General features: G+C 55.3%; 19 protein-coding genes and 1 riboswitch. Of the genes, 10 read left to right on the top strand and 9 right to left on the bottom strand.

All coding sequences use genetic code 11. The features are described from left to right. The first annotated feature begins 906 nt into the window (after positions 1-906). A complete protein-coding gene (locus tag WC600_05120) occupies positions 907-2,013 on the top strand; it encodes an SGNH/GDSL hydrolase family protein (GenBank protein ID MFA4902111.1) in 1,107 nt (368 codons plus the stop codon). Positions 2,014-2,060: 47 nt separating this feature from the next. Then, the gene (locus WC600_05125; GenBank protein ID MFA4902112.1) at positions 2,061-5,477 is read left to right on the top strand and encodes an adenylate/guanylate cyclase domain-containing protein; all 3,417 of its coding nucleotides are present in this window, start codon (positions 2,061-2,063) and stop codon (positions 5,475-5,477) included. A 573-nt stretch (positions 5,478-6,050) separates the two neighbouring features. On the opposite strand, the gene WC600_05130 is transcribed toward WC600_05125, so the two are convergent. The 3 genes from WC600_05130 to WC600_05140 all read right to left on the bottom strand — a co-directional run bounded on the left by WC600_05130 (position 6,051) and on the right by WC600_05140 (position 10,169). Beyond that, positions 6,051-6,647, bottom strand: a complete 597-nt coding sequence (locus WC600_05130) for an HdeD family acid-resistance protein (protein ID MFA4902113.1) — start codon at positions 6,645-6,647, stop codon at positions 6,051-6,053. A 450-nt stretch (positions 6,648-7,097) separates the two neighbouring features. After that, positions 7,098-8,441 (bottom strand): nitrate/sulfonate/bicarbonate ABC transporter ATP-binding protein, encoded by a 1,344-nt coding sequence (locus WC600_05135; protein ID MFA4902114.1) that lies wholly within the window; start codon positions 8,439-8,441, stop codon positions 7,098-7,100. Positions 8,442-8,444: 3 nt separating this feature from the next. Then, entirely contained in the window at positions 8,445-10,169 is a 1,725-nt protein-coding gene (locus tag WC600_05140; GenBank protein ID MFA4902115.1) for an ABC transporter permease subunit, read from the bottom strand. 354 nt (positions 10,170-10,523) lie between these two features. Beyond that, positions 10,524-10,691, bottom strand: a riboswitch (M-box (ykoK) riboswitch). 215 nt (positions 10,692-10,906) lie between these two features. Here WC600_05140 and WC600_05145 point away from each other — a divergent pair. Next, positions 10,907-13,495 carry a mechanosensitive ion channel domain-containing protein gene (locus WC600_05145; protein MFA4902116.1) on the top strand — a complete coding sequence of 863 codons (2,589 nt, stop codon included), beginning with the start codon at positions 10,907-10,909 and terminating at the stop codon, positions 13,493-13,495. A gap of 113 nt (positions 13,496-13,608) precedes the next feature. Here the strand turns inward: WC600_05145 and WC600_05150 are convergent, their stop codons facing one another. Beyond that, positions 13,609-14,439, bottom strand: coding sequence for a lytic transglycosylase domain-containing protein (locus WC600_05150; protein MFA4902117.1), 831 nt, complete (start codon positions 14,437-14,439; stop codon positions 13,609-13,611). Between the two features lie 213 nt (positions 14,440-14,652). Here WC600_05150 and WC600_05155 point away from each other — a divergent pair, with 213 nt between their 5' ends. Beyond that, on the top strand, positions 14,653-17,109 hold the full coding sequence (locus WC600_05155; protein ID MFA4902118.1) for a ComEC/Rec2 family competence protein: 2,457 nt from the start codon (positions 14,653-14,655) through the stop codon (positions 17,107-17,109). A 629-nt stretch (positions 17,110-17,738) separates the two neighbouring features. Here the strand turns inward: WC600_05155 and WC600_05160 are convergent. After that, entirely contained in the window at positions 17,739-18,617 is an 879-nt protein-coding gene (locus WC600_05160) for a methylenetetrahydrofolate reductase (GenBank protein MFA4902119.1), read from the bottom strand. 498 nt (positions 18,618-19,115) lie between these two features. Between WC600_05160 and WC600_05165 the strand changes: the two genes are divergently transcribed. Next, positions 19,116-19,607: a hypothetical protein gene (locus WC600_05165; protein ID MFA4902120.1), complete on the top strand. Its 492-nt coding sequence runs from the start codon at positions 19,116-19,118 to the stop codon at positions 19,605-19,607. A 48-nt stretch (positions 19,608-19,655) separates the two neighbouring features. Here WC600_05165 and WC600_05170 read toward each other — a convergent pair whose 3' ends face one another. The 4 genes from WC600_05170 to WC600_05185 form a co-directional block, all read right to left on the bottom strand. Then, a complete protein-coding gene (locus WC600_05170) occupies positions 19,656-19,817 on the bottom strand; it encodes a hypothetical protein (protein MFA4902121.1) in 162 nt (53 codons plus the stop codon). A gap of 239 nt (positions 19,818-20,056) precedes the next feature. Continuing rightward, a complete protein-coding gene (locus WC600_05175) occupies positions 20,057-20,908 on the bottom strand; it encodes a DUF1641 domain-containing protein (GenBank protein ID MFA4902122.1) in 852 nt (283 codons plus the stop codon). Further along, complete coding sequence (locus tag WC600_05180) at positions 20,905-21,186, bottom strand: hypothetical protein (protein ID MFA4902123.1); 282 nt, start codon at positions 21,184-21,186, stop codon at positions 20,905-20,907. The genes WC600_05175 and WC600_05180 overlap by 4 nt, the downstream gene beginning before the upstream one ends. Continuing rightward, positions 21,187-22,179, bottom strand: a complete 993-nt coding sequence (locus WC600_05185) for an FAD/NAD(P)-binding oxidoreductase (GenBank protein ID MFA4902124.1) — start codon at positions 22,177-22,179, stop codon at positions 21,187-21,189. It lies immediately after the preceding gene. Positions 22,180-22,503: 324 nt separating this feature from the next. Between WC600_05185 and WC600_05190 the strand changes: the two genes are divergently transcribed. From WC600_05190 to WC600_05210, 5 genes are all read left to right on the top strand, one after another. Next, positions 22,504-22,872 carry a metalloregulator ArsR/SmtB family transcription factor gene (locus WC600_05190; protein MFA4902125.1) on the top strand — a complete coding sequence of 123 codons (369 nt, stop codon included), beginning with the start codon at positions 22,504-22,506 and terminating at the stop codon, positions 22,870-22,872. Positions 22,873-23,292: 420 nt separating this feature from the next. Next, the gene (gene arsB, locus WC600_05195) at positions 23,293-24,378 is read left to right on the top strand and encodes an ACR3 family arsenite efflux transporter (GenBank protein ID MFA4902126.1); all 1,086 of its coding nucleotides are present in this window, start codon (positions 23,293-23,295) and stop codon (positions 24,376-24,378) included. 4 nt (positions 24,379-24,382) lie between these two features. After that, a complete protein-coding gene (locus WC600_05200) occupies positions 24,383-25,258 on the top strand; it encodes a universal stress protein (protein ID MFA4902127.1) in 876 nt (291 codons plus the stop codon). Between the two features lie 159 nt (positions 25,259-25,417). Further along, entirely contained in the window at positions 25,418-25,804 is a 387-nt protein-coding gene (locus WC600_05205) for a thioredoxin family protein (GenBank protein MFA4902128.1), read from the top strand. A gap of 20 nt (positions 25,805-25,824) precedes the next feature. Continuing rightward, positions 25,825-26,520: a cytochrome c biogenesis protein CcdA gene (locus tag WC600_05210; protein ID MFA4902129.1), complete on the top strand. Its 696-nt coding sequence runs from the start codon at positions 25,825-25,827 to the stop codon at positions 26,518-26,520. The last annotated feature ends 40 nt before the right edge of the window (positions 26,521-26,560 follow it).

Below are 26,560 nucleotides of genomic sequence, written 5' to 3' on the forward strand. Positions count from 1 at the left end.
TCCCTCAAAACGACCCCCAAAATCGCCGGAAATGGCCGCGCGCGGGCAGATTGGACGGGCAAACCCGGCACATGTGCCGGGCCATTGCCGAGGTACCCTCGCCTTGTAACCGGTATCGATGCGCGGGCTTGCGTGTCCTGGTCGAGTCTATGCCGAGATCGTGCCGAGGTCGTGCCGCCCTGGTCCCGGAGTAAATATCCAACTCAAACAAAAATTAGTCATTAATATCAATGGATAGCCGGCAGCCTCGTGCCGGGACACGGCACGGGTGGGACGGGTTCAACCTGCCAATTATCCTCAGGTTGATTTTAAGTGTCTCACTTCTATCCCGGCAAAGCATAGGGACAGCATAAACCGAGGACCGGGAGGGCATCCAGCAATGATGAGGAAGGTGACGCACTTTTCAGGCGGGCAGGATCAGGGTTGCGCTCATACCCTAAAATATGGCGAGGAAGGATTGATCACGGCTTCAAATCAACACCACGTTATCTTTTTGGAATATTCAAGATACATAGCAGAGAGCGAATCTTCGCCCAGCCGCATCTAACCAAACTTTCGTTCAAAGTGCCAATGTCTCTTACCATGCCAGGAGTTGGTATGTCCGAATGGCTTCCGCCTTTCCTCTTGCTCACAACTACCGATCAGTGCTGGCCAGGGGTCCTTTGGCTCCAGCAAAGAGGAGTCCGGGTTATGATTAATAAATCATTTATTAGAAATTATATAAGAGTAAATTATACTATTATGCCTTATTTGGGGCGATGACCTCTCTTTTGATAATATATATCTTTTTACTTTTATATTTTGATTAATATAGTTATTTTAGACAGTAGGGATTAATTGATTAATCTTTTGTTCAATCCTGTCCGATAGGTTAAGTAAATACTGCCCTTTGAGGTCGAGAAAATAATGGATCCAAGAATCAGGCTGTTTTGGGCCGGGGTGCTTTGTATCGGGATGATCTTGATCTCGGGGTGCGGCTCCCTCGTCACCGCCCGATCGAGTACCTTGCTGGGAATTTCCAATCCTGGTTATCCGCACAACACGGATTATCTGGAGTATCAGAAAGGGCGCCTCACGAAAGCGCAACTGGTGGAACGCCTGCCCCATGTTGCGATGATCGGCGACAGTCTGAGCCGGGATTTTTATGTGTCCTCCATGGTCAGCATGATATGGCGTTCCAAGATGCACCATCGTTGCAACTGGTTTCTCGACACCGACCCGTCCGCCAACAGCGCCTACAGCCTTTATGAGCGGCTTGCCCAGGAAACGCCTGTGGCGGCCTGTGAATATTCGAGCGTGGGAGGATGGGTTGATTCGGGGGAAAGCAGGAAACGCTTTCTCGGGTCCTGGTTTGTCTTCAGTTTCTCCCAACAGGTGGATTTGATTTTAGCGGAGAAACGATTCCCGGATTTGGTGTTGCTCTGGATCGGGCACAACAACTTGCGCTGGACGCGCTCGGTGGATCCCCACCGGCCGGAGGAGATCGAAGCCGGGTTGCAAAAAATGGCCGCCAATTTTCGCAAGGACTATGAGCAACAGCTTGGCCGCCTGGTGGAACGGGCCTGGGAGCAAAAAGAACGGCGGGCCATCATCGTCTTCGGCCTCGTAAATATGAAGAGTTTTTTCGAAGCCCGGGACGCGGCGGAGCAACTCCGGAAAAAGAATCCGAAGCTCTATCCCTATTTTGATGTGGTTCTTCAGCGCTTCGAGTCCACGAAACCGGAGTATCGGGACAATATGGTGAAGCTCGCCCTGATGTACAACGAGGAGCTGCGCGCCATGGTTGGTGATTTCAACCGGAAATTGGGCGGCGATTCACCGGTGCGCCTCGAGTACTCGGACGCCCTGGCGACCGTTGATTTCAGCGACGTGGAAGTGCTTCAACCAATTGACGCCTGGCATCCTTCTGCCAAAGCACACAACATGCTCGCTCAGGCCGGGTTTGGCGCCCTGCGCCCCAGCCTGAATTTCCTTGGAATCGTGCCGCTCCAGAAAAATGCTGATTTAAGGTAAGACTCATCGACCGAACATTTTTATGATCCGTAAATAAAGAGGTGCCCTTGCCGTCCATCGAGGAACAGATTGCCCAGCTTCGTGCAGCCATCAGCGCCCAGGAGACGCTTCGGCCCACCCTTGGCGATAGCGTGGTTGAGATCACCCTGCAGGCTCTGCGCACGCAGCTTGACTCCCTGCTCTCCGAGCAGAAGGAGGCAGCCCAGCCGCAATCAGGACAGTCACCAGAGGCCCTGCTCGCACAGCTCCAGACCTATGTCCCGAAACAATTGGCCGACAAAACGCGCGCCGCAGGGCAAATCGAGGGCGAACGCCGACAGGTCACGGTCGTTTTTGCGGATATTTCCGGCTTTACCGCCCTCTCCGAACGGCTCGACGCCGAGGACGTTGCCGGTCTCGTCAACGACTGCCTCAAGGAACTCGCCCTGGCGGTTTACCAATATGAAGGCATGGTCGACAAGTTCATCGGGGACTGCATCATGGCCGTGTTCGGCGCTCCCATCGCCCTGGAAGATGACGCGGAAAACGCCCTGCGCGCCACCATCGCCATGCGCGAAAATCTCCAGAAATTCAACCGTCGCTGGATCGAGAAACTGGGCCAACCCCTGGACGTGCACATCGGGGTCAACACGGGGATGGTGATTGCAGGTAACATCGGAAACGACCTGCGGATGAGCTACACCGTGATGGGCGATACCGTCAATGTCGCGTCACGGCTGGAGGGCGCCGCGCAAGGGGGCCAGGTTTTCGTGAGCCGCAACACCTACCGTCTGACCCGCGGCGCCTTTGCCTTCCAGGAAATGGACCCCATCAAGGTCAAAGGCAAACGAGATCCGTTGACGGTCTATGAGCTCCTCCATGCGAAACTGCACCCGGACAAGGCCCGCGGAGTCGAAGGCTTGTCCTCCCCTCTCGTCGGCCGCGCTGCGGAGCGCCAAGCGCTGGTTGAATGCCTGGAAACACTCCAAACCGGCAAGGGGCAGGTTGTTGCGATTCTTGGCGAGGCCGGGATTGGCAAGAGCCGCCTGCTCGCCGAACTCCGCCAACGTGAAGGGAAGGACCTGACCTGGCTTGAAGGCCGTTCCTTTGCCTTCAGCAGGTCCCTCGGTTACGGGGCGTTTTTGGACCTCTTGCGCCGTTATGCCGGTATCGCCGACGAAGACACGGAAGCCGACGCCGCCGCCAGCCTGAAAGCGCGTCTGCACAGCATTTTGCCGGGCGATCTGGAGATTTATGCCGTACTGGCGCAACTGCTTTCCATGCGCCTCGACAGCCAGGAGACGGCTGCCGTCGGCTCCGTCACCGGTGAAGACTTTCGCAATCGTTTATTTGCCGCATTGGAGCGGCTGCTGCTCGCGCTGGCGAAACAAAACCCCGTTGTCGTGGTGTTGGAAGACTTGCATTGGGCTGATCAAAGTTCGCTGGAACTGCTGGAACATCTCTTGCGGCTGATTACTCAAGCCCCCATTGCCTTCGTATTGCCCAGCCGTCCGAAACAGGAATCATCGGGAAACTGGGAAAAACTTGATCCGGCACTGGAGGGGTATCGACCGTATCTTCTGGAAATCACCCTCAAGCCATTATCCGGCGAGGCGAGCGCCAATCTGGTGCGCGGACTTCTCGATGGCGGCATGCTGCCAAAAAAACTATCGGAGGTCATTCAGAGCAAGTCGGAGGGTAATCCTTTCTTTGTCGAGGAGGTCCTCAGGTCGCTGATTGAGCGCGGGATTCTGGCGCGTGCACATGGAGTCTGGAAAGTCACCGATCTGATCGAGAACATCCAGGTGCCTGACACCCTCCAGGGAGTGCTGCTTTCCCGTCTGGATCGCCTTCACGAGGAAACCAAACGGGTGATCCAAAAGGCGGCTGTCATCGGGCGCGTCTTTCTTTTCCGGGTGCTCGAACACATGGCGCGCGAGGAAACCGAGTTGGAATCCCAAATGGCCTTGCTCGAAGACGCGGCTCTGGTCCGGGAGCGGGCGCGTGTGCCTGAAATTGAATATGTCTTTCACCACGCCCTGGCGCAGGAGGTCGCCTATCAAACGCTTCTGGCTCCAGCGCGCAAACTTCTGCATCAAAAAGTCGGGGAAGCGATGGAAGCCATTTTTTCTGAGCGGATTGACCAGCACCGGGCTCTCCTGGCCTATCACTTCTTCATGGGGGAAGACTGGGAAAGGGCCTTCGAGTATTCTGCCGGCGCCGCGGACGCCGCGGTACAGCTCTACGCCTACGCCGAGGCTCGCGAACATTATCATCGCGCCTTGGACAGCCTCAAAAATCTGCCCGATAACGCCTCAAACCGTCAAAAGCAGGTGGACATAAGTATCCGGCTGGTGGGTGCCTCTCACACGGCTGAATCGCCTGAAAAAAACCTGGCGATTTTGACGGAGGCCGAAAACCTGGCCGCCGCGCTGGCGGATGAAGCGCGCCTGGCGCGCGTCCAGCTTTGGATCGGCAGGGTGCATTATCTGGCAGGACGATTGCCGGAGGCAATTTCGTATTTCCAAAAGGTGCTGGCGGTGGCTCCAGAATTTGGCGATCCCGAGTTGCTGGCCCTGCCGGGAGCCGTCATCGGACGCGTTCTTGTCGTGCAAGGCCAGTTTGCAAAGGCCCACCAACTATTGGAAAGGAGCATACCCCTTCTCGAGGCCAACAAGAACCGCCACGAGCTGTTGTTCGCCTGCGTGTACCGCGGGGTTTCCCGAACCTGTCTTGGCGATTACGCCGCTGGAGCCGCTGAACTCGACCAGGTCCTGAAAATGGCCCAGGCCAGCCGCAATCAAAACGCTGAAGCCATGGTACACACGGCCCTGGCCATGACCCGCCTCGTCGCCGGCAAATACCCTGAGGCCATGGGAGCCGCCCAGGCTGCGCTTGCGGTTGCGGAGAAGACCGGCGACACGATGTTTTGTTACTCCAGCAATTCGTTCATGGCATGGGCGTTGACGGGATTGGGAGAGCATCGGCGTGCCCTTGAACATTGGGCCGCCGCTCATAAAGCCCTCCGGTCTTTGGGCGGCCGCATTTTGTTCACTGATTGGTGGGTTGCCATCGAAAGCGGCACCCTGCTTGGAGCAGGAGATATTCCTGCCGCTCTGAAAAAAGGCGAGGAAGCCCTAGCCATGGCCAAAGCGACGGGCAGCCTCATTGCGGAGGCTTTGTCCGAAAGCGCCATCGGCAATGCCCTCGCGGCCAGCCCCACGCCAGACCATAAAGATATCGAAGTTCATCTGGCAAGAAGCCTGTCGTTGCTGGAAAGCATTGGCGCCAAATTCGATCTGGTGCGCGTTTCGCTGGCGCTGGGTCGGGTCCGCATCGGGCGAAAAGATTGGGAGGGCGCGTCAGAACTGCTGCGGCAGGCCTCCGCCCTGGCCTCCCGATGCTCGCTCCAAATGGAGGAAGCACAGGCACGGGACCTATTGAAAGAGATCGAGGCAACCCGGGTTCAGGATTCGGCCATGTGAACGAGGTTTTGAAGCGGTTCGCCTTGCGTAAATCACTTGATATTTTCCCAGTTTTTGTGCCTCCCCGAATAATTCGATCGCTGTGGTACCGTAATGGCTTATGGGCCATTGTCGGTTAGAGCCGTTTCTGCTATCAAGGCAGCATGAACAGCGTCTTCGACCTCATCCGGAACCTCCGGATCGCCCTGGGATGCATTGGCGAGCTGCTTGGTTACCAGCTGCGTTTCGTCAGCGTGTTCCTCCGGAGTCGGACCTCGGTGGCCGCCCTGCTGTCAGCTGGCATGTGCAAGCGGAGGAAGGAAAGGCTGAGGGCCGATAGACCTCGTAGCGGATTACTTGCCATTTCAGACACTTTTGGTTCATGAGTGTTTAGGCTGCGATTGCTCTTTTAATTACCTTATATGAGCGCCACGTGAGACCTCTGCGAAAGTCCCCCTTTCTGTCATTCTGAGGGAGAAAAACGACCGAAGAATCTCATAACTCAGCGAAAATACGAGATCCTTCGCTGCGCTCAGGATGACAAATTACCTATTCGCAGAGTTCTCCACTTGTTATAAGGCCTACCAGCGCTAATCACGCCGGGAGGGCGTGTTGCTTGCCCATCTCTCGGGCTCCCAGCGCGATGATGATATAGGACCAGCCGCTGAAGATCATTTCGATGGCCACGAACAAGCCGATCACCCAAAATCCTGATATCGGCCACTGGGCCAGGATCATGAAGCCCAAGACAATGGCGGCAATCCCCCCGATGAGGGGCCAGACCCAGTTTTTTAGGCCGCGGTGCTGGAAGGCCATGACAAGCCGCACGATACCGACGCCGATCAGGACCCCGCCCAGGAGCAAGGTGAGCATGGTGGAGGCCATCAAAGGATTACCGAAGATGATAACGCCGGCCAGTACATACAGGATGCCGATGACCACATGCCACAGGATACTTTGCCAACCCCGGCATTTGAAGGCCTGAAAAAGCTGAACCCCGCCTCCGATGACCAAGAAAACCCCGAAGATAAGGACAGTGCCCAAAGTCAGCCAAAAGGTCATGCCCAGTCCGATGGTTCCCAGGACCACCAGGAGGATGCCCTGGGCCAAGAGCCAGCCCCAGTTATGGATGAGGTCCCCCAACACCTCAGCCGGAACCAGGGCCTGTAATGATGCGCGGTCATTTGTCATGCATTCACCTCTTCAAATATTTTTTGGAGTATATAACGGCTGCCTGAATTCATGCCGTTGGCTGATTTTTTAATCCCCCTAATAATGAAATGCGTTCAAACAGGTAAATTGATAGCTGTAGGTTTACCGTGAAAACCAAATCCCCCTAAATCCCCCTTTGCCAAAGGGGGACTTTAACTCCCCTTAGAAAAAGTTTTTATTCCCAGTTGCGGTAAAATGACTATTTTGGGTAGCCGCAGGCTTGCGTCTGCACAGGCGAGACGCCTGTGCCACCATTTGAAGGCGAAATGGTATTAGAGTATTCCTCATTACGGAAAATCTTTTGGCAATCAATCTATGCTCAGAATATAAGTGCTCTCTATGGTATCGGCAAATGGCAGCGGAAGGTTAAGACAAAAATGAGCAAACGCCTATCGCCGGGACCAGGGCTCGTCCAACGAATGGCTTTATTTATTGCGGACCCGGAGCGCCGACATTCTTTTTGATAAACTCAGTTGCGCCGCCGGGCTCCAGGAACAGGACCTGGCTGCTGTCGTCATAAGCCAGGATTTCGGCGTAGCGCCCCCAGTCGATGGCGGTATCCAACTGGCGTTCCGCTTCTTCTTCGTGGAATTCCAGTTCCAGGGCCTTCTGGATTACGTCCCATTCCAACTGCTTTTTGTCGGTGGCGCGGAGCATGGCCAGGAGCCATTTAAACAGGGGCAGGCGACGAATCCGGGTGGCGAAAATCTCTTTGCGGGAGCGAATACTGGCCTCGGCAAAGGTCTCTCCCAGGGGATTCAGGGTGATATCGCCGTAAGCGATATTGGCAAAACCCAACAACTCCGCGGTTTCAATGAGGCGCAGGAGATCGTCGGAATTGATCTGAAGTTCCCGGGCCAGGGCGTAAATGTCCGCCCGGTTGTTGGGCATGGCGTCCAGGTGCTCCAAGAGCCCCGTCAGGTCGTCGATATTGATGTGGGGCAGGGCTCGGGTGCGCCCCGGTTCGCCGGGCGCGGTGCCCAATTCCACATGTTCGGGTTGAGTGTGGCCGGCCAGCACCATGTAAACCCGGTCCACCAGGTTGAGAAATTTTGGGTCTTTGCGCTGCCGGGGATGCGGCAAATCAACCTTCATATTCATGATGATGCGGCCGGGGTCCTTATCCATTACCAGGATGCGGTCTGCCAGGAACACCGCTTCTTCGATGTTGTGGGTGGCCATGAGGATGGCCCGGGTGGGGATGACGCCGCCGGTCCATAGTTCCAGCAGCTCACCCCGGAGGGACTCGGCACTAAGGACGTCCAGGGCCGAGAAGGGTTCGTCCAGGCAAAGCAGCTCCGGTTCCACCGCCATGGCCCGGGCAAAGCCCACTTTCTGGAGCATGCCACCGGAGAGTTCCCGTGGATAGGCGTTCTCGAAGCCGTCCAGGCCCACCCGGTCCAACAGGTCCAAAGCCCGAGTGGTGCGCAACTTTGGAGGCACGCCTCTGGCCTTGAGGGCCACTTCCACGTTTTCCTGGACCGTCAGCCAGGGAAACAGGGCAAAGGTTTGAAAGACGATGGTGGCATGGGGATTGACTCCTTGGAGGGGGACGCCCCGGTAGAGCACCTCTCCGGCGGTGGGGGCCTGGAGCCCCGTGATGATGCGCAGCAAAGTGCTCTTGCCGCAGCCGGTGGGGCCCATCAGGGTGGCAAATTCGCCATCGTTTAAGGCCAGGTTGACATCCTGAATGGCGGTAAAGATCTGTTCGCCGCCACCGAAAATCTGGTTGATATGCCGGAGTTCCAGGAGGAAGCCATTTTCGTCAGCCATAGATCACTCCATCCGATAGCGTTCTTCGGCCAGGCGGTACAACCTCTGCCAGAAAAGCCGGTTGATGGTTACCACGGTCAGGATCAGGGCGAGGGTGGCGGCCAGTAACAAGGGAAAATCGCCGGTCCCGGTGGCTTCGGCAATCAAGGCCCCGACCCCGATGGTGTGGAAGGTCTTGCCGCCGAATTGGGTATATTCCGCCACAACGCTGGCATTCCAGGCCCCGCCGCCGGCCGCGATGGCCCCGGTGATGGTATAAGGGAAAATAGCCGGCAGAATGAGGGTACGCCAGCGCTCCCAGCGGCTCAATTGCAGCAAATCCGAGGTATACCGCAGTTCCCGGGGAATGGCGCTGGCTCCGGCGATAATGTTAAACAAGAGATACCACTGGGTTCCCAACAGCATGAGTAATATAGCCGCCACATCAAGACCCCCGGGCCAGCCTAACACGAGGAGGAGCAGGACCGGAAACAAGGCAGTGGCAGGCAACGAGGCCGCGATTTGCACCACCGGTTGGAGCCAGGAAGACAGGCGCGGGTTGCTGCCGATGGCGACGCCCACCGGAATGGTCCACCCCAAGGCGATGAGGAGCGCTGCAATGACCCGCAGCAAGGTGATGAACGTGCCCAAGGCGATATCACCCCATTTTTCCAGTGGCAAGGTCCAGAGCATTTGGGCAGCCATGAAGCTACCATAACTCACCCCCAGAAAGGCAACCGCCAATAAAAAATACCAGATCCAGACACGCTGGCGCTTCGGCCTCTCTGTGGCCGCATTAGCCGTGAATGAACGGGATAGCCATTCATCCAATCTCCTTAAGGGCGGCTCCAGCACCGCGCCACTCAGGAAATGCAAGAGCCGGGAATTCCTCAAGGCGTTGTAAAACCAGGACGTAGGTGGGGTAGCGCCTTCAACCATAGATATGGTAAACCGTTCGGACCAGGCTAAGAGAGGCCGCCATACCAGTTGGTCCAGGGTGACGATGATGAGGACCAGGGCTCCCAGTCCCCAGGCTATATACTCATAACTCCCCTGATTAGCGGCCTCTTGAAGGTAGGCGCCCAACCCCGGCAGTCGAAAGTTCCGATCCCCCACGCTGAAAATTTCCGCAGCCATCAGGAAAAACCACCCCCCGCCCCAACTGGCCATGCTGTTCCAGATCAGGCTGATAGCGGCAAAGGGCAGTTCCAGGGTCTTAAAGCGCAGCCAACCGTTAAAGCGGAAAATGGTGCTGGCCTGCTTCAGATTGCGGGGAATAGTAGTCAGAGATTGATACCAGGCGAAAGCAATATTCCAGGCCTGGCTGGTGAAGATCAAGATAATGGAAGACAACTCCACCGCCCAGGGTGTGGGTAAGACGGCGCTGAAGCTCAAAAGGGCCACCGGAAGGAATGCGAGGATGGGCACGCTTTGGAGGACATCGAGAAGCGGGATCAGAAAACTTTCTGCAGTGCGGCTCCGGGCGGCCAGGTAACCGAAAACCATGGAAAATATAATGGAGAGAATATAGGCTGCCACCATGCGCCCCAAGGAGAGGCCGACATAATAAGGCAAGAGCCTGGGGGCCAGCTCAATTTCCGGACCCTTGACGACCGCCGGAGCCCCCAGCCCGATACGGATGCCTAAGTAAAGGAGTAACGCCAGGCCGACGAAGACCACGCCATCACCCCAGGTTAAGGGGCGCCGGAGGGGTTTGGCAATTCTAAACTGGCGAGACGGCTGACTCATGAGACTGACTCTAAGCAATTAAAGACATTAAGTAAATGGAAAAAGCTAGAGGAAATTGCCGGGTCTTATGATCATTTCAAAAGAGCCTTTTGCAAGAATGCCGAGCAATCGTGTAGCCGCAGGCTTTGCCGGGAAAACCAAATCCCCCTAAATTCCCCTTTTTCAAAGGGGGACTTTTAAAACTCCCCTTTCAAAAAGGGATGGGGGGTTATCCTCAGGGGTGGTAGCTTTCGGCCATATATGTTTCAATCTGCGTCGTACAGGCTGGAAAGCCTGTGCTACCAGAAAAAGGGTCTGGAATAACAAAAAGGCCTCCCACGCGGGTGGAAGGCCCTATCAGGCTATGGGCAATTGACCTTCCTCACACGTGGAGCTTCGGCACTGCATAACGTAGAGTCGATACACTCAGCCACATTAAGTAAAACCTTAAGCCGGCAATACCTGTTCGGCCCATTGGCGTCTCTCGACGTTTCTGGGCAGTGGCCTGTATTTATGCAGGAGCCTCACCTAACTGAGGTAACCTTAATGTATGCCAGGCAAAAATTTCTGTCAACGGGAGGAATCTTGATCCAAAAACCCTTATGATTAAATAACGATAAAGTAACCATAGCCTCATCAAATGCCTGGCAGAAAACTTTAGGGACGGCGCGGCTGACCGCAGGTTTGATATCAGGCCGTTTACCCTTTATACTTAACCTTATGATGAAGAGGATAAAGAAAATTATCCAGGAGTTCCCATGCCCTTAAAAGGCATTGCGTATCGATTCATAATGGCACTAGCCCTGGTGGGGTTTTTGGTCTCCCCCTGGCCGGTCCGGGCCCAGGCGGTTCATCCGGAAAAGCCGGAGGGCGGAATTGCCTCGCCCCAGGCCCTGCCCCAGGGATTTGAGCAGGGGATTGCCTGGCTCCAAGAGAGCCTCAAGGCGTGGGAATCCCGTGTGGGGGCTGCAACCACAGAACTGGCCCGGACTCAAAAGGAACTGGAAAATCTCCAGGTCGCGGTGGCTTCTCTGAAGGCCACCATGATCCTCCAGAAGCTTCCCTTGCCCCAGGTCCAAGCACTTTTGGTTACCTATACGGATAAGGAAAAGGACCTCAAGGCCAAACTCAATGAGCTGGGCCAGGAGATTGAGGCCCTGAAGCAGGACCAGCAAAGCCAACTCACCGCGGAGAATGCCCTGCGGGTGCAGCTCACCATTATTCAAGCCAACAATCCCCAAGCCTTGACTCCGGAATTGCAGCGATCCTTTCTGAGCTATCTGAAGCTGGCGGGAAACCGGGACCGGCTGGCGGACCAAGTGTTAAACTTGCTTGTACAGCGGCGCCAACTCCTCCAGAAGGAAAAAGAATTAATCGATGGAATAACTCCACAGTTGAAACATTTGGAGGATAGTTGGAAGGCCGAACTCCTGAAGCGTCCGGTTCAAGCCGTGACTTTCCGGGAGCAGGTGGTCCGGGCGTGGCAGAGCCTGGCCACCATACCAGCCCGGGGCGGGGAGTGGCTCAATGAACAGGTGGAATCAGGCCGCCTGAGCGCTTTTATCTGGCGGCATCTGGCCCCCATCATCGGCTTGCTCAGTTTCATCTTCCTTATGGGCTGGAGCACCCGGCGGCTCAATAATCTGGTGACCCGGCGATTCCAGGCCTGGCGGGTGCAGACGGACGATTTCCATATGCTCCCCGTGTATGTCGTGGGACATATCTTGATCGCCAACCTGTTTGGTCTGGGCCTGATTTTGTGGGTGGGTCTGTTCTTTTGGACCCTCAATCTGGTTGGTTCCGCTCCGGCCCAATTGATTCTTTCTGCCCTGGTTACCCTGTGGGGCTTACGCCTGGCCATGCAGTGGGTGCAAGAATTTTTTGCCGGCAAGGCGGCAGGTGGGGTGCTGGCCCTGGATCAAGATGTCGCCAGGTTTTACCGCCGCTCCCTGAAGTTCTTTCTGGTCTATCTCTTCCTGGGCTGGTTCGGACTCAAGAGCGCCGGCCTGCTAAATATTCCCGAACCAAGCCGCTTGTTCCTGGAACACTTCTTTTGGGTGGGCGTCATCATATGGGGCTGGTGGCTTTTGCGCCGCCACTACCTCACCAGGCTCCTACCTGAATTGTCGGAACCCACCTGGCTGCACCAGCCGGTGGTGAGTCTGTTCCTGCGGGGATTGTTGGTGTTCCTGCTGACGCTTATCATTCTGGCTGATCTCCTGGGGTTCCAGAACCTTTCCTTATATGTATCCCAGGCGGCTGCCGGGAGCGTGTTGGCCGCGGCAATCCTGTGGTTCCTGTGGCTGATCGGGGAGACCAGCATTCGCCATCTCCTACATCCGGAAGGAGGCCGGGCCCTCTATCGTTATCCGGATCGGGCGGAGCTGATCCAGAGAATTTATCACCTCAGCCGTTGGGTCCTATCCCTCGTCCTGGGCGTAATCGTCGTGGTGGTCTCCCTGGAATTCTGGGGGATCACGCCGCACCAAATCGCCTGGAGCTTTCAATGGGTCACTTGGGGCCCAACTTTGGGGTCCGTCAAACTGACCACTCTGAGTATCCTGGGCGTCTGCCTGGCGATCTATTTAGGGTTCTTTTTCTCCCGGATGATACGCGGCCTGATGCTCATCCACATCTTTCCCCGCACCGCCCTGGATAAGGGGGTACGCTACACCATCTCCACCACCCTGCACTACGTTATCCTGATCCTGGCGGGGATGATCGCCCTGAACATTCTGGGATTTCCCTTGACCAATCTGGCTCTGGTGGCCGGGGCTCTGGGAGTGGGAATCGGTTTCGGGCTCCAAAACATCGTCAATAATTTCATCAGCGGCCTCATTCTCCTGTTCGAGCGGCCCATCAAGGTGGGGGATACGCTGGTGATCGACGGTCAGTGGGGCACGGTGAAGGAGATCCGGGTTCGGAGCACCATCTTCGAGACCTCCGACCGCTATATTCTGATCATCCCCAACTCGGAACTGGTCTCTAATAAGGTCCTTAACTGGACCCATTACGGCGCGGGCATTAACCGCCTCACCTTACAGGTGGGGGTCTCCTATGGTTCTGATGTGCGCCAGGTTACGGAGTTGCTGACCCAAATTTGCCGGGCCAATCCCCGGGTGGTAGCCGCGCCGCCGCCTCAGATTTATTTTGCGGTCTACGGCGATAGTTCCCTGGATTTCACTATCTGGGTGTTCGTGCGAACGCCCGACGACCGCATTCCCGCTACCCATGAGCTGAACAGCGCCATTTTCGAAGCCTTTCGGGAGCACGGAATCGAAATCCCCTTCCCCCAACGGGACCTCCACATCAAGGAGTGGCCGGAAACGCCGGAAAGAAAAGGCTAGGTTGGTGGGCTTCCCGCGGGTCGAGGCAGGGTTCAGGGAAGGGTAGGGGGGTTACCGGAGGCGGAAGTCGGGTGTGGGACAGCGCAAGCTGCCGGGAGTAATTGAATTACTCCTTACTCCCCGTCCGGGGATTTGGACTTAAGGGACCGGACCTCGATGATTTTGGGCCGAGGACGGCGGGGGACATCCGGAGCCTTTTCCGACTGGAGCTCTTCTTGCGTGGCCTCCTGCTTGCCCCTCTTGGCCTTTTTCTTGGAGGTGTCGGGGGCTACCTTGCCGCCCACGCTGGGTCCGGCATAACTCCCCATTACATTGGTGACAAAGTTCTGGGTTTCGTTGATCGGCGGGACGGTCCCGCATTGGGCCACCCGCTCCGGACCGGCGTTATAAGCAGCCACGGCCAGGGGCACATTGTGCTGAAAGCGATCCAGGCAGTGACGCAGATAGTTCACTCCGCCGGCGATGTTCTGCTCCGGGTCAAACGGGTTCTTTACTCCCATCAGGGCCGCAGTCCCGGGCATGAGCTGCATTAAGCCCTGGGCTCCCTTGGGAGAAACCGCCCCGGCATTGAAGCCGGATTCGTGGCGCATGACAGCCCGCACCAGGGAAGGGTCAACCCCGTAAATTTGGGAATATTTGCGGATCAATGCTTCGATCCACGGGTCCCGGGGGCTTATCTGGCCTTTCCAGGCTGCGGGGGTGGAGTGGGCATAAATCCTGGGCCAGACCCGGGTCTTATTATTAAAGATATAGACCTGGACTTCCTGGCCCAAAAGTTCATAGAGGGTATCTTCGGAACCCCCGCTTTTTTTGGGTTTCTTGGAGTCGGGGTTTTCGATGACCAGGTTGCCGTCCTGGGAGAGTATCTTGGGTTCAGCCCAGGCCGAGGCCGCCAGCGCCACCCAAAGCAACGATAACCCCACAATCAATATTCTTCGCCTCATAACTGGTATTTTACGCTAGATTTTCGAATTTTTTCAAGGGCGAAGTGAGTCGGCCCCAACTTTCTCTCCGGATTTGCCTCGATTAATATTAATAATCAATACGTTATAATAGTGCTAAATATCTTTATTAAAGCAAGATTATTTGTTAAATAAGATTTAGTAACCTAAGAATAAATCGTATTCCGTGCCAGCCTCGACCATGGATGGTTTCCCATGCTTCCCCCTAGATCGGACGATAGCCCGGGAAAGTTAAAAACCACTATCCAAGAGCCGAATCTGCCGCCGGCCAGCCCGGAGGCCCGGCCTGTGGCTCGGCCCCTGGTACCGGTGACCCTGGCCCTGATGGCAGGGATTGCCGCCCCGGCCTGGGGCCTGCATCTGACCCAAGCCTTTTTGTTAACCGGTATTCTCATCCTTTGGGTCATCCTGGCGTTCCTCTGGTGGCGACGCCATCCGGCCCGCGTGCTGCCGCTGGTCTTTTTCTGGCTCCTGGGGGTGGCGTTTTATCAGCAGGCCTGGCAACCCCAGGTTCCTGCCGACAATGTCTTTAATCTGCCTCTGAATCAGAACCTGACCATTATGGGCCACCTCAACCGGCCCGGCAAGCTGGGGGACCGGGTCCAACTCTTCATGAAGGCTGAGGCCTGGCGGAGCCCCTGGGGCTGGCGACCCGCGTCCGGCAACCTCCTGGTGGCGGCCCCGGATCTGGAACGCCCGCCCATGGGTACCGGCTTGGTGGTGAGCGGCCGCCTCAGTACGCCTGGAATGCTCATGAACCCCGGGACGTTCAACCGTCCCCGCTACCTGGCTGCGGACGGGCTGTTTCGGGAAATCCGGCTACGGGACCCGCACGACCTGACCTTTTTGGCCTCCACTGCGGCCTATCCTTTGGGGGAGAAGCTCCGGGGCGGCATCCGGGAGCAACTGCGGCCGCAGGACCCCGCCTGCCGGGCCATCTTTCTGGCCATGCTCCTGGGGGACCAGGGTGAGATTACCCCGGAGATGCGCCGGAATTTTGCCCGCACCGGCACCAGCCACCTGCTGGTCATCAACGGCCTGCACTTAGGCGCAGTGGCCGCGGTCACCTATTTTCTCTGTTTCTGGCTGCTCCGGCGTACTCCCTGGCTGCTTTTGAGGATCAATGCGATCAAGATTTCCACCCTCCTGGCGGCCATCCCTGTGGTGTTCTATGCCTGGGTGGCGGGAGGGTCGCCTTCCACCCAGCGGGCAGAAGTCATGGTGCTGGTCGGGCTGTTTCTGCTCTTCCTGGGACGGCCCGGGGAGGTTTGGAGCGCCCTGGCCCTGGCGGCCCTGATCGTTCTGAGCCTGTCACCGCTGCGCCTCTTTAGTATCTCCTTTCAGCTTTCCTTTGTGGCGGTGGCTGCCCTTATTTATCTGGTCCCCCGTCTGGTCATGCCGGCGGATACGAGGAAAAAAGAACATCCTATCGTTGGTTCGGTAAACAGTCTCCTGTTCCGGGCCAAGGAGTGGCTGGCAGTCTCGGTGGTGGCCAGCCTGGCCACCGCGCCCCTGGTGGCCGCCTATTTCCAGGTGGTTTCCCTCTTAGGCATCCTGGTCAACCTGGTAGCCATCCCCCTGGTGCTCATCCTGGCTCTGCCGCTGGGGGAGGCCGCGGTTTTCGCCCAGGCCGCTTCTCTCACACCGGTAGCCCAGGGACTGCTTTACCTGGGGCAGCTCCCGTTGTGGGCGGGATATCAGACCATCCATTGGGCGGCCCAGGTCCCCGGCAGCGCCATCGTTATGCCTACTCCCACCTGGCTGGAGATCATCGCGTACTATGTCATATTGGTTCTGATATTTGCGCCGCGGCGCACCTACCTGACCTGGGCCGGGGCCGGCCTGGCGGCGCTGGTCATGGTGACCGCCGCGGCCCTGCCCCTGGCTGCGGTCCCTCAGGCATTGGAGGTCACCTGCCTGGACGCCTATGGGGGGTTTAGGGGGGTGCTGGTCACGCCGGAAAACCAGCGCCTGGTTCTGACCGCAGCCGCGCCAATCCGATGGGGGCAGGCCTCGCCAAAGTGGGGGCCGCTGCCAGGATACTGCCATTGGCGGCAATTTCGCCGCCTGGACCTGGTGATGGCCTTGAATCTGAGCGATGCCAACGCCGGGGAACTGCTCACCCTGGCGGAACAGTTTCGGGTGGGATCGTATTGGTACGGTAGCCGGGGGTGGCAAGGGCCGGCCTATTGGGATTTCTGGAATTATCTGGGAGACCGGGGTGAGGTGCCGCGCTCTCTGGACCGGGGGCATCCTCCCGCCACCCTGGGAAGCGTGGATTTGAAGTATGTGAAGCTGGCCCCGGACGCGGGCCTGGCCCTAGAAGCCTCTTACCAAGGCCGCAGGGTCCTCTTGATCCCCCCGGCGGGAGGGTTGGCGGCCGAGGATCTGCCGGTCCCGGCGGGACCGTTGGAGGTGCTGGTCATTCCAGCGGAATTGGGGGACCCGGACGGGCGCAACATTGTCTTATCCCGCCTGAAACCCCGGCGGGTGATCATTTATGGAGACCCCAGCAGGTCTAGCGCCGCCCGGACCGTCTGGCCCATCCCCTGCCAGTTCACCCGGCAGGGCGCGGTGAGCGTCTATCTTAACGCCTCCGAGGTCTATTCCCGCCAATGGCGGCCTTATGAGGAAATGCCTTCAAACAGGTAAGTTGGCAGCCCGAGAACTCATGGATTAGGCGAGGAAAGGACGTGGCTGAAGCGGTGGCCAAATTGTTTGATGAGTTAACAGACTGAGGTTTTTATGATAATGGTAAATCATATACATCGTTGAGTTACTAAGGTTACAGTTATAAAATTCAAATACTGAAACCCGTTCGATCACAGGAGTGATCCCCATGGATAGCGAAGTCATAGAATTAACGGCCGAAATCGCCGTATCCCACGTTGCCATGACCGGAATGCCGGGATTATTCAGAGCAGCGGAGCGCCATGGCTAAGGATAGAGGGTTTGGTGAACGCGGCACTCATCATAGGGTGACCAGTTAAATCAGTGCTTCAATATCCTTCATCTTAACAAGACTGAAAAGTCGAAAAATCGGAGGAGAAAACCATGGGAGACAAAGGCAAGAAGGATAAAGGCAAGAAGGAAGTCAAAAAGCCTAAAAAAAACAAGCAGAAGGTCGACCCAAAAGAAAAGCCCAGCAATAAGTAGCAGTCCACCCACATGAGGGGCGGGTCAGATCAGCCCGCCCCTTTTGCACTCATAGAGCGCGCGGGTTTAGAGAAATTTGCCTTTGCGCTCATTGGTGGGGCTTTTTCTCGCCAGCACGCCACCGTCTATAATAACCCCTCTCGACGCAAGCGGGCCACGACTGCAACCGTCGATTTGCTCCGGTCCATGGTATAAAAATGCAGTCCCGGCACACCAGCGGCGATCAGCTCTTTGCATTGCTCAAAAGCAAAGTCGATGCCGAAGTTGAGCAGTGCCGGGATATCGCCTTCCGCCAGGGCTGCCAATCTTTGCTGCAAACCAGAGGTGATGGTGGCCCCACAGAGTTTGGCCAGATGGTTCATCATCTTGACACTGAAAATCGGCATGATGCCGGGCACAATGGGAACCGTGATCCCCAGGCTGCGGCAAGCGGCGACAAAATCGAAATAATAACGGTTATCGTAAAAATAATTGGTCAGGATATATTCGGCCCCTTTTTCCACCTTGAGTTTCAGGTACTCCAGGTCCTTCGGCTTGCTCTGGGCTTCAATGTGCCCCTCAGGATACCCAGCCGTTCCCAGACAGTAGGGGTAACGTGGGCGAATAAACTCCAGCATGTCCGAGGCATGGAGCAGGCTGGCGGGATGGGGCTTAAAATCGGGTTGCCCGTGGGGTGGGTCCCCCCGAACCACCAAAAGATTATCCACTCCCAGAGACAGATAGCTGTCCAAGACGCCTTGGATATCATCGGGACCCAGGCCGTAACCGGCAAAGTAGGCCATGACTTCCAGCTTGAGTTCATTTTTCAGGGTGGTTACCAGTTGCCGGGAGCCTTCTCGGGTAGAGCCCCCGGCCCCAAAAGTGACCGAGACAAAATCCGGTTCCATGACCGCAAACTGATCGATTACTCTCTCCAGTTTCTCGTTGGCTTCGGCATTCCGGGCAGGAAATAATTCAAAAGATACGGTCGGCTGCTTTTTCTTCCACATCTCGGTCACTTTCATGGACCTGGCTCCTGAGAATTAAGGTTTTTTAAGACATTAAATTAATCCGAGACCATGTAGGGCCTTGCTACCGCGAGGTTGACTTTAAAAACATCTTGTCCCGAGATTAATCTCAATAGAATCCACTTTTTAATCCAAATTATCCTGTAGAAGGCATGATATCATAGGTTTTCCTGAAAAATAAAACTTTCCTTGTTTCTGGATATCCATTTCTCCGGGAGATCAACAATCTTACCTGGGAGGACGTTGCCTTCGAGAAAAGGACGGTGAGGTTCCATGAACAGAGGCGGATTTTCCTGGAATAGATTGCTCGGTATCTCTCAAGCCAAGGCAAGGCTCAGTCGAAAAATAGGCATCCCTTTGACCAGATCAGGCCGGGAACGCAAATTGGGACCAATGCTGGGTTGTTTGGCACCTGTCCTGGGGTTTATAATGGTTATGGGAATCTTAGTGTGGATTAGATGAAGGACGTGGTCTCAGCGAAAGGGAGAAGTGGGCATGTTTGGGTTACAGAAACTAACTTTTAAAGCTAAAGTAATTATAGTATCAGTGATTGTTATTATTATATCAATGGGTATTGTTTATTTAAAGAATAAATATTCTATCACTGTCGTTAAAATTGATGATTGGGTACTTGTTGCAAGTAACGCTGAAGGTACTTGGTATTATAAATCAAATTCAGTCTATATAGACGACCAAACCAAAGTTATAAAAGTGTGGATAAAAATTGTGTATACAGATAAGGGTAAACAGGAAATTCTAAAAACGAATAAGGAAGATAAATACAAGGATATTGATCGGTCATTAAGTATGGTGTCGATTAATTATCAAAAAATGAAATATTATGAAGATAGGGTTATTTACTATTCTAATTCAGATAATATTATAGGCAGTGATGAATTATCTGTAAAACATATTGATTTTATTCCAAAATCTGTGGGTGATAAATTATTACTTAAAATTCTTGAAGACTACAATATCAAGAGATAATCGGGGGAGCCGATCATCGCAAATACCAGGCTCTCGGAATCGGTTCGGTCACCGGAGATGGTGGCGCGGCCTATACACGAGGTGGTGCAAGCCGGCAGCATACCTACCTTCAGGCGGTGCAGGCAGAAGTGGTGCGATGACCATGCCCCACTTGATGTCCTCGGGTTTTTTCTGCAAGGCGCGTTTGAGGTCCCGCTGCATTCGGATCAAGGGGCCTTCCTGAGGTAAATCCCTGGCCTTCTGAGGCTCTTGCAAAAATGCCGAGGCCGCGGGTTTTACCATGACAAGCCAAATCCCCCTAAATCCCCCTTTTTCAAAGGGGGACTTCGATTCGCACAGGCGAGACGCCTGTGCCACCGAGGAATTTATAAACGGTCAGATAAAATATCAACCTCAACGAGACTTTTGCAAGGGGCTCTTCTGGGTCTCCTTTTAGGGGCAAAAATCTTCTAACCACCTTCATTGACCGGCTGGCCGTTGTGGCCGTTGCCGGATTTGGCTTTGCCCAACGCCTTGGTCAACTCCAGGGCCACGCCCAGACCCTGTTTAGTTTCTTTCCCCATCATCCGGAATATCATCCCGAATGGGCCAACCGGTCTGGCTTCCTCCAGATTCACATTGGCCGGCACGTCCGAAAGTCGGTCGAGAAAATCGATAACCCGCGGATCAGCAAACTTCTTGACGATGCCGTGCATGCGGACAAAGCCGTCGCCGATGGACTCGATGTCCTCGGGGGTATAGGTTGAGGCGAGTTTGGCGTACATATCAACCACGGCCTCAATAGATTGAATGACCACGGGGTCGGAAAACTTCTTGACGATACCGTGCATGCGCACGAAGCCGTCACCGATAACCTCGATATCTTCGGGGGAATAAGCCGAAGCGAGTTTGGTGTACATATTGAGGATAGCCGTGTTGATGCGGAAGATGCCTTTCTGCTCAAGGTCGTCCAGTTTGTCGATGAGATGCGGCACCGCAATTTTCAGCAGAGGTTCCATGTCCTGCCACCAGTCGATGAGGTTCTCAAGCTGCTCCAGGGACCAGGCAATATGCCGGAAACTGAGAAGGAGCCTTTTGAACAGACAGAGAGCGTCCTCCAGTTGGAACCCCGTCTCCACTTCGGCCAGTTCCTGGGTGAGCAGACTGGCCCCAGGGCCTATCAAGAGCGACAGGTCTCGCCCCAAGTCGCTCAGGTTTTCATAAGACCTGATAAAAGGTGATAACTGTTCCTGGAAGGCGGCGGCGCGGTCAAGTTTTGCCTCGAGGCGGTCAAGCCGTTCTAGAATCAGATCATTGGTCATGGCCGCCTCCTCGCCCTAAGCGGCATTTCAATGTCCGGAGAGAGTATGCCCCGCACTTTACCCGCCAAAACGAACTGGGACTCCAGGGGCAGGTGGCTCCCCTTGAGCATCATGTTGTAATAGACCCAGCGAAACATCATCTTGCCGACGTAGTTGGAGAAGCTGACCCCCAAGAGATCCAGGGGCCCGATCCCCGGAAAGGGGAATTTGCCCGGCAACGGTTCGATTTTGTAATTAAAATCGAGAAGGGACCCCTTCTCGTAACCTGTCACCACCATTCAGGTGGCGTGGCCGTCGTAGTCCGGCCGGGGTGGTTGCCCGTCGATCTCCCGGATCAAGTTATCAGCCACCACGTCGGCCTCGTAGTGGGCCACGGCGCCGGCCTTGGAGGTGGGGACGTTGGCGGCGTCGCCGATGACATAGATGGAATCGTATTTTTTGGCCTTCAGGGTGAAGTTGTCCGTGTCCATGTAGCCCATGGGATCGCCCATGCCGCTGTCGATGATGCACTGGGCCCCGAAATTGGGGGGAATGGAGACCAGGAGATCATAAGGAACCTCGTCACCGCTGTAGGACTTGATGACCTTTTTCTCCGAGTCCACCTGGGCCAACTGGAAGTTAGGCGTCACCTTGATGTTCTTTTCTTTACAGATATTGCCTAGAATTTCTGCGGCCACCGGTTTGGTGAAAGCTGCGGAAAGCGGCGTCACCATCTCAATTTCAATTTTGTCCCTGACCCCGTTAATCCCGAAGAACCAGTCCGACATGAAAGAGAACTCCAGAGGGGCCACCGGGCACTTGAAGGGCAGTTCGGCGATATTCACCACCACCCGGCCTTTGTCGAAGTATTTCATTTTCTCCCGGAGAGCCAGGGCGCCTTCCAGGGTGTAGAAATTATGGATGTCTTGACCCCAGCCTTCGATCAGGCCTTCCACTTCTTCGGGAACGATGCGGCAACCGGTGGCGATCACCAGCCAGTCGTAGGGAAAGGTTTCTCTTTTGGTCTTGACTTCTTTCTTGTCAGGATCGATTCCCAGGATTTCATCAAGCACCAAGTTGACCCCGGGAGGGACGAACTTGGTCTTGGGCTTGACGCAGTCTTCCTTGGTGTAGATGCCGAAAGGGATGAAGAGCCACCCGGGCTGGTAGTGATGCTGCCAGTCCTTGTCAATAACGGTGATTTTCCATTGCGACTCGGGCAGTTTCTGGCGCATCTTGGTGGCGATGATGGTGCCGCCCGTCCCATGCCCTAAAATAACCAGCTGCTTCATTGTCAGATCCTCCTTAATATAAGGCTGAACCGGTTCATCCTTCGGCTTCCCTCTTCGGATTGAGTATTGTTAATTTTAAAATAATCAGTCCGGAACAAATTCTCAAGCCGCCTGGGACAGTTTCTGGATCAACGGTCGTTCGGGCTGGGCTTATTAGTTGAAATCCAGCGGGTAACCGATTAAAAGATACTCTGTTATCTCCGGCAGCTAAAAAAATGGTAGGCAAGGAGGATAAGATGAAAAGTTCTGTTGCGTTTCCTTCTTGAAAAAACAACCATCAGAAATTAGATTGACAATATCCGGTTATCCGGTTATAATAAATCTATGAAAAACGAGGCTCGACTCTTTAAGTCCCTGGCGGATGAAACCCGGCTAAAGATCCTCTGGCTGTTGATGGCGGAAGAGGAGCTCTGCGTCTGCGATATTATGGGGGTGCTGGGGATCACCCAGTCCAAGGCCTCCCGGCATTTGCGCTACCTCTATTATTTGGGCTGGGTCACGGACCGCCGGGAGGGGGTGTGGATGAATTATCGCCTGAGCGTCCCCCCAGGCAGCCCGGAAGATAAACAGCTCAAGCTCTTGGCGGACATTCTGAGCTCTCGCCCCGAAGCCCAGGCGCTCAAGGACCGGTTGGAACAGTGGCTGGCAGGTAAAGACCAGAAGGACCGCGCCGCTGCGTGTCAGTGCTCCTGATCAGTTTATCTGGGTCTTTTTTTTTAAGATAATTTTATCTTGACTTACCCGGTTATCCGGTTATAAAGAAGCATCATGAGAGCAGAGGCGCGATTCTTCAAATCACTGGCAAACGAAGGCTGAAGCCGGATGGGCAGAGGCCGCCGCAAAGCCTGCCTGAAACCTAAAAATTTTTAACCTATGAGGTTCTTGCAAAAAGCCGTTTTGTCATCCTGAGCGAAGCGAAGGATCTCAAGGTTTGGTGGCACAGGCTTTCTAGCCTGTGCGGCATTCGCACAGGCTAGAAAGCCTGTGCCACCAAGAGACAAGATTCTTCGGTCGCTTCGCTCCCTCAGAATGACAGGCAGGGAGATATTTGCAAGAGGCTCCTATGATACGTAATAAATCGGTTATACGGATATCAAAGCGATAGGAGCATTTATGGCCGCCACTGTTGCCAAACGTCTGGGGTTCGTGGAGCGCTTCCTGACCCTGTGGATTTTCCTGACCATGGCCGGAGGCGTAGCTTTGGGCTACTTCATCCCGAGCTTCACCAAGTTATTAACGTACTCCCAGGTTGGCACCACCAATATTCCCATTGCCATCGGCCTCATTCTGATGATGTATCCCCCTTTGGCCAAGGTGCGCTACGAGGAACTGCCCCAGGTCTTTAAGGATTATAAGGTCCTGGCCCTGTCGTTGGTCCAGAACTGGATCATTGGCCCCATCCTGATGTTCCTGCTGGCCATCGCCTTTCTCAGCGGCTATCCCGAGTACATGGTGGGTCTGATCATCATCGGCCTGGCCCGCTGCATTGCCATGGTCATCGTCTGGAACGACCTGGCCCAGGGCGATACTGAATACTGCGCCGGCCTGGTGGCTTTCAACTCCATCTTTCAGATGCTGTTTTTCTCCATCTACGCCTATATTTTCGTCACGGTGCTGCCTGCCTGGCTGGGCGTCGCCTCCGGCCTTAAGGTCCAGGTGACTATTTTGCAGGTGGCGGAAAGCGTCTTGATCTACCTGGGCATCCCCTTCTTCGCCGGTATGTTCACCCGCTTTTTCCTGATCAAACGCAAGGGCATCAAGTGGTATGAAGAAACATTCATGCCCAGGATCAGCCCCATTACGCTCATTGCCCTGCTGTTCACCATCGTCGTCATGTTCTCCCTCAAAGGGGAGTACATCGTGGAACTTCCTCTGGACGTGGTGCGCATCGCCATACCTCTTACTATCTATTTCTTCATCATGTTTTTCGTGACGTTTTATATGTCGGCCAAGGCCGGGGCCGGGTATCGCATTTCCACCACTCTGTCGTTTACGGCCGCCAGCAACAACTTTGAGCTGGCCATCGCGGTGGCGGTGGCGGTCTTCGGGCTGCAGTCGGGCGAGGCCTTTGCCGCAGTCATCGGCCCTTTGGTTGAAGTGCCGGTGCTCATCAGCCTGGTGGGCGTGGCTTTACGCTTCCGGCAGAAGTATTTTACGCCGCTGGTGTGCGCGCCAGAGGCCTTGGATGAAAGAGGGTAGGTTTATGTTCAAGACCATCGTTTTAGCCACCGACCTGTCACCCGCCTGGGATGAAATCATAGCCTGCGCCGGAGAATTTAAGGCCCTGGGGTGTAAACAGGTGATCCTGACCTATGTGATCAGCGTCAAGGTCATGGCAGGAATGGAAGGCCTGTTGCTGTCGACGGCCCGGCCTAAACTTACGGCCCAGCAGCGGCAACTGGAAACCCAGGGATTGCACGTGACGCTGGAGACCCCGGTAGGCCTCCCGGCCTATTCTTTGAACGACCTCGCCGGTCGCTATTGTGCCGATCTCATTGTGGTGGGCTCCCATGGCCAATCGCTCTGGCGGGAAGGGGTGCTGGGGTGCTTCACCTGTGCGGTATTGCATAACTCCCAATACCCCGTGTTACTTCTCAATGTACGATTAGAAATGCCCGGCAAGCCGGGCTCGTGTGAAATCTCCCACACCGAGGTCCTCCGTCATGTGCTCTTGCCCACGGACTTTTCGGAAATTTCCTTGCGGGCCTTGGAGTATGTGGAACGCTTGGCGGTTAAAGGACTAACCCAGGTCACGCTGCTCAACGCCCTGGATGTGCCGGGAGGGGAAGCTTATCCCCCGGGCTTCCAGGAAATCGCCACGGGCGCGGCCCTGGACCTGCTGGAGCAATGGAAGCAACGTCTTTTGAAAGCCGGAATTTCCGTAGTTCATGATCGTTTTGATCCGGGGCACCCAATCCCTGCCATTCTCCAGGTTTTGGAATCCCAGGATATTTCATTGATCATCATGGGCACCCAGGGGAAAGGCTTTATCAAAGAGATTTTCCTGGGGAGCGTGGCCCACAATGTTTCCCGGATGGCGCCGTGCCCGGTGCTCTTGATCCCGCCGGTGTCACGGTGATTATGGATATGCTTGATAAAGAAATGCACGGTTTCAGAAAAAGGTTATCGGGGCGCGCCGGATTTGTCTCCTGCAATGGTTTAATATTTTAAAATCCGGATACCCGGTTATTAAGGAAGCGAGTCTGACATTTAATCACTACGCTAAGGAAGGGTAACAATGAAATTTTTACGTGGAACTTGCATCGGTTTGTTTTGCCTGGTGGCAGGTTTTCTGGTTATCTGGCAACCGTGGCCGGCTCAGGCCCAGGGTTCGGCTCCGGCCAAAAGCAAGCCTGCCCTCTATGAATTCGGCGCCAAGTATTGCATCCCCTGTAAAGAGATGAAAGAGGTCATGGCGGCATTGAAAACCAGCCATGGCGACCAGGTGGAATTTCGCATGGTGTATTCGGATGAAGAAAAGCCCCTGTTTGAGAAATACAAGATCATGCTCATCCCCACCCAGGTCTTTTTCGATGCTTCCGGCAAAGAGGTGGACCGGCATATTGGGGCCTTACCCAAAGAAGAAGTCATCCAGAAGCTCAAGGAATTGAAGTTCATCCGCTAACAGAAACAGGAGGAAGTTTCATGGCATGGAGTGAATCTCTGGGCCAGGTCATGCAGACCCGTCCCGTCCTGGCCTATGGAGCCAGCTATTTGGGGGGGGTGATCGCCACTGCCAGCCCGTGCATCCTGGCCAGCATCCCCCTGGTCATCGGCTTCGTGGGCGGTTATGCCGGGGGCAATAAGAAGCAGGCCTTTTTCTATTCCCTCACTTTCGTGGTGGGGTTAGCCGTGGTCATGTCCGTCCTGGGCGCGATGGCGGCGCTGATGGGCACCATGTTCGGCGATGTGGGGACCTACTTGTATTTCGTGGTGGCGGTCATCCTCATCGTCATGGGGCTGCAATTGTCCGGTCTCATCAACCTGAAAATGGGTGGAGCCTCACAGAAATTCTTACCCCAGCGCACCGGCCTGGTGGGGGCCTTGATCCTGGGGATGTTGTTCGGGCTGGTACTGTCGCCCTGCGCCTCCCCGGTGCTGGCGGTGATCCTGACCCTGGCCGCAGTCAAGGGCGAGGTGGCTTACGGCAGCACTTTGCTCTTTGCCTACGCCTTGGGACAGGGGACTCTGATCCTGGTGGCCGGGACGTTCACCGGGGTGATCGAGAGTTACTTGCAATCTAAAAGCGCCAAGGTGGGGACCATGATCCAAAAAGCGGCCGGTGGCCTGATCTTCTTTGCCGGCTGCTACATCTTGTTCCAGGGAATCAGGAATTGGTAATTTTGAGGTAAAACAGGAAAAGTATTTTGCTTCTAAAGGA

The sequence above is a fragment of the Desulfobaccales bacterium genome, from assembly GCA_041648175.1.
In the GTDB taxonomy this organism is placed as follows: Bacteria; Desulfobacterota; Desulfobaccia; order Desulfobaccales; family 0-14-0-80-60-11; genus 0-14-0-80-60-11.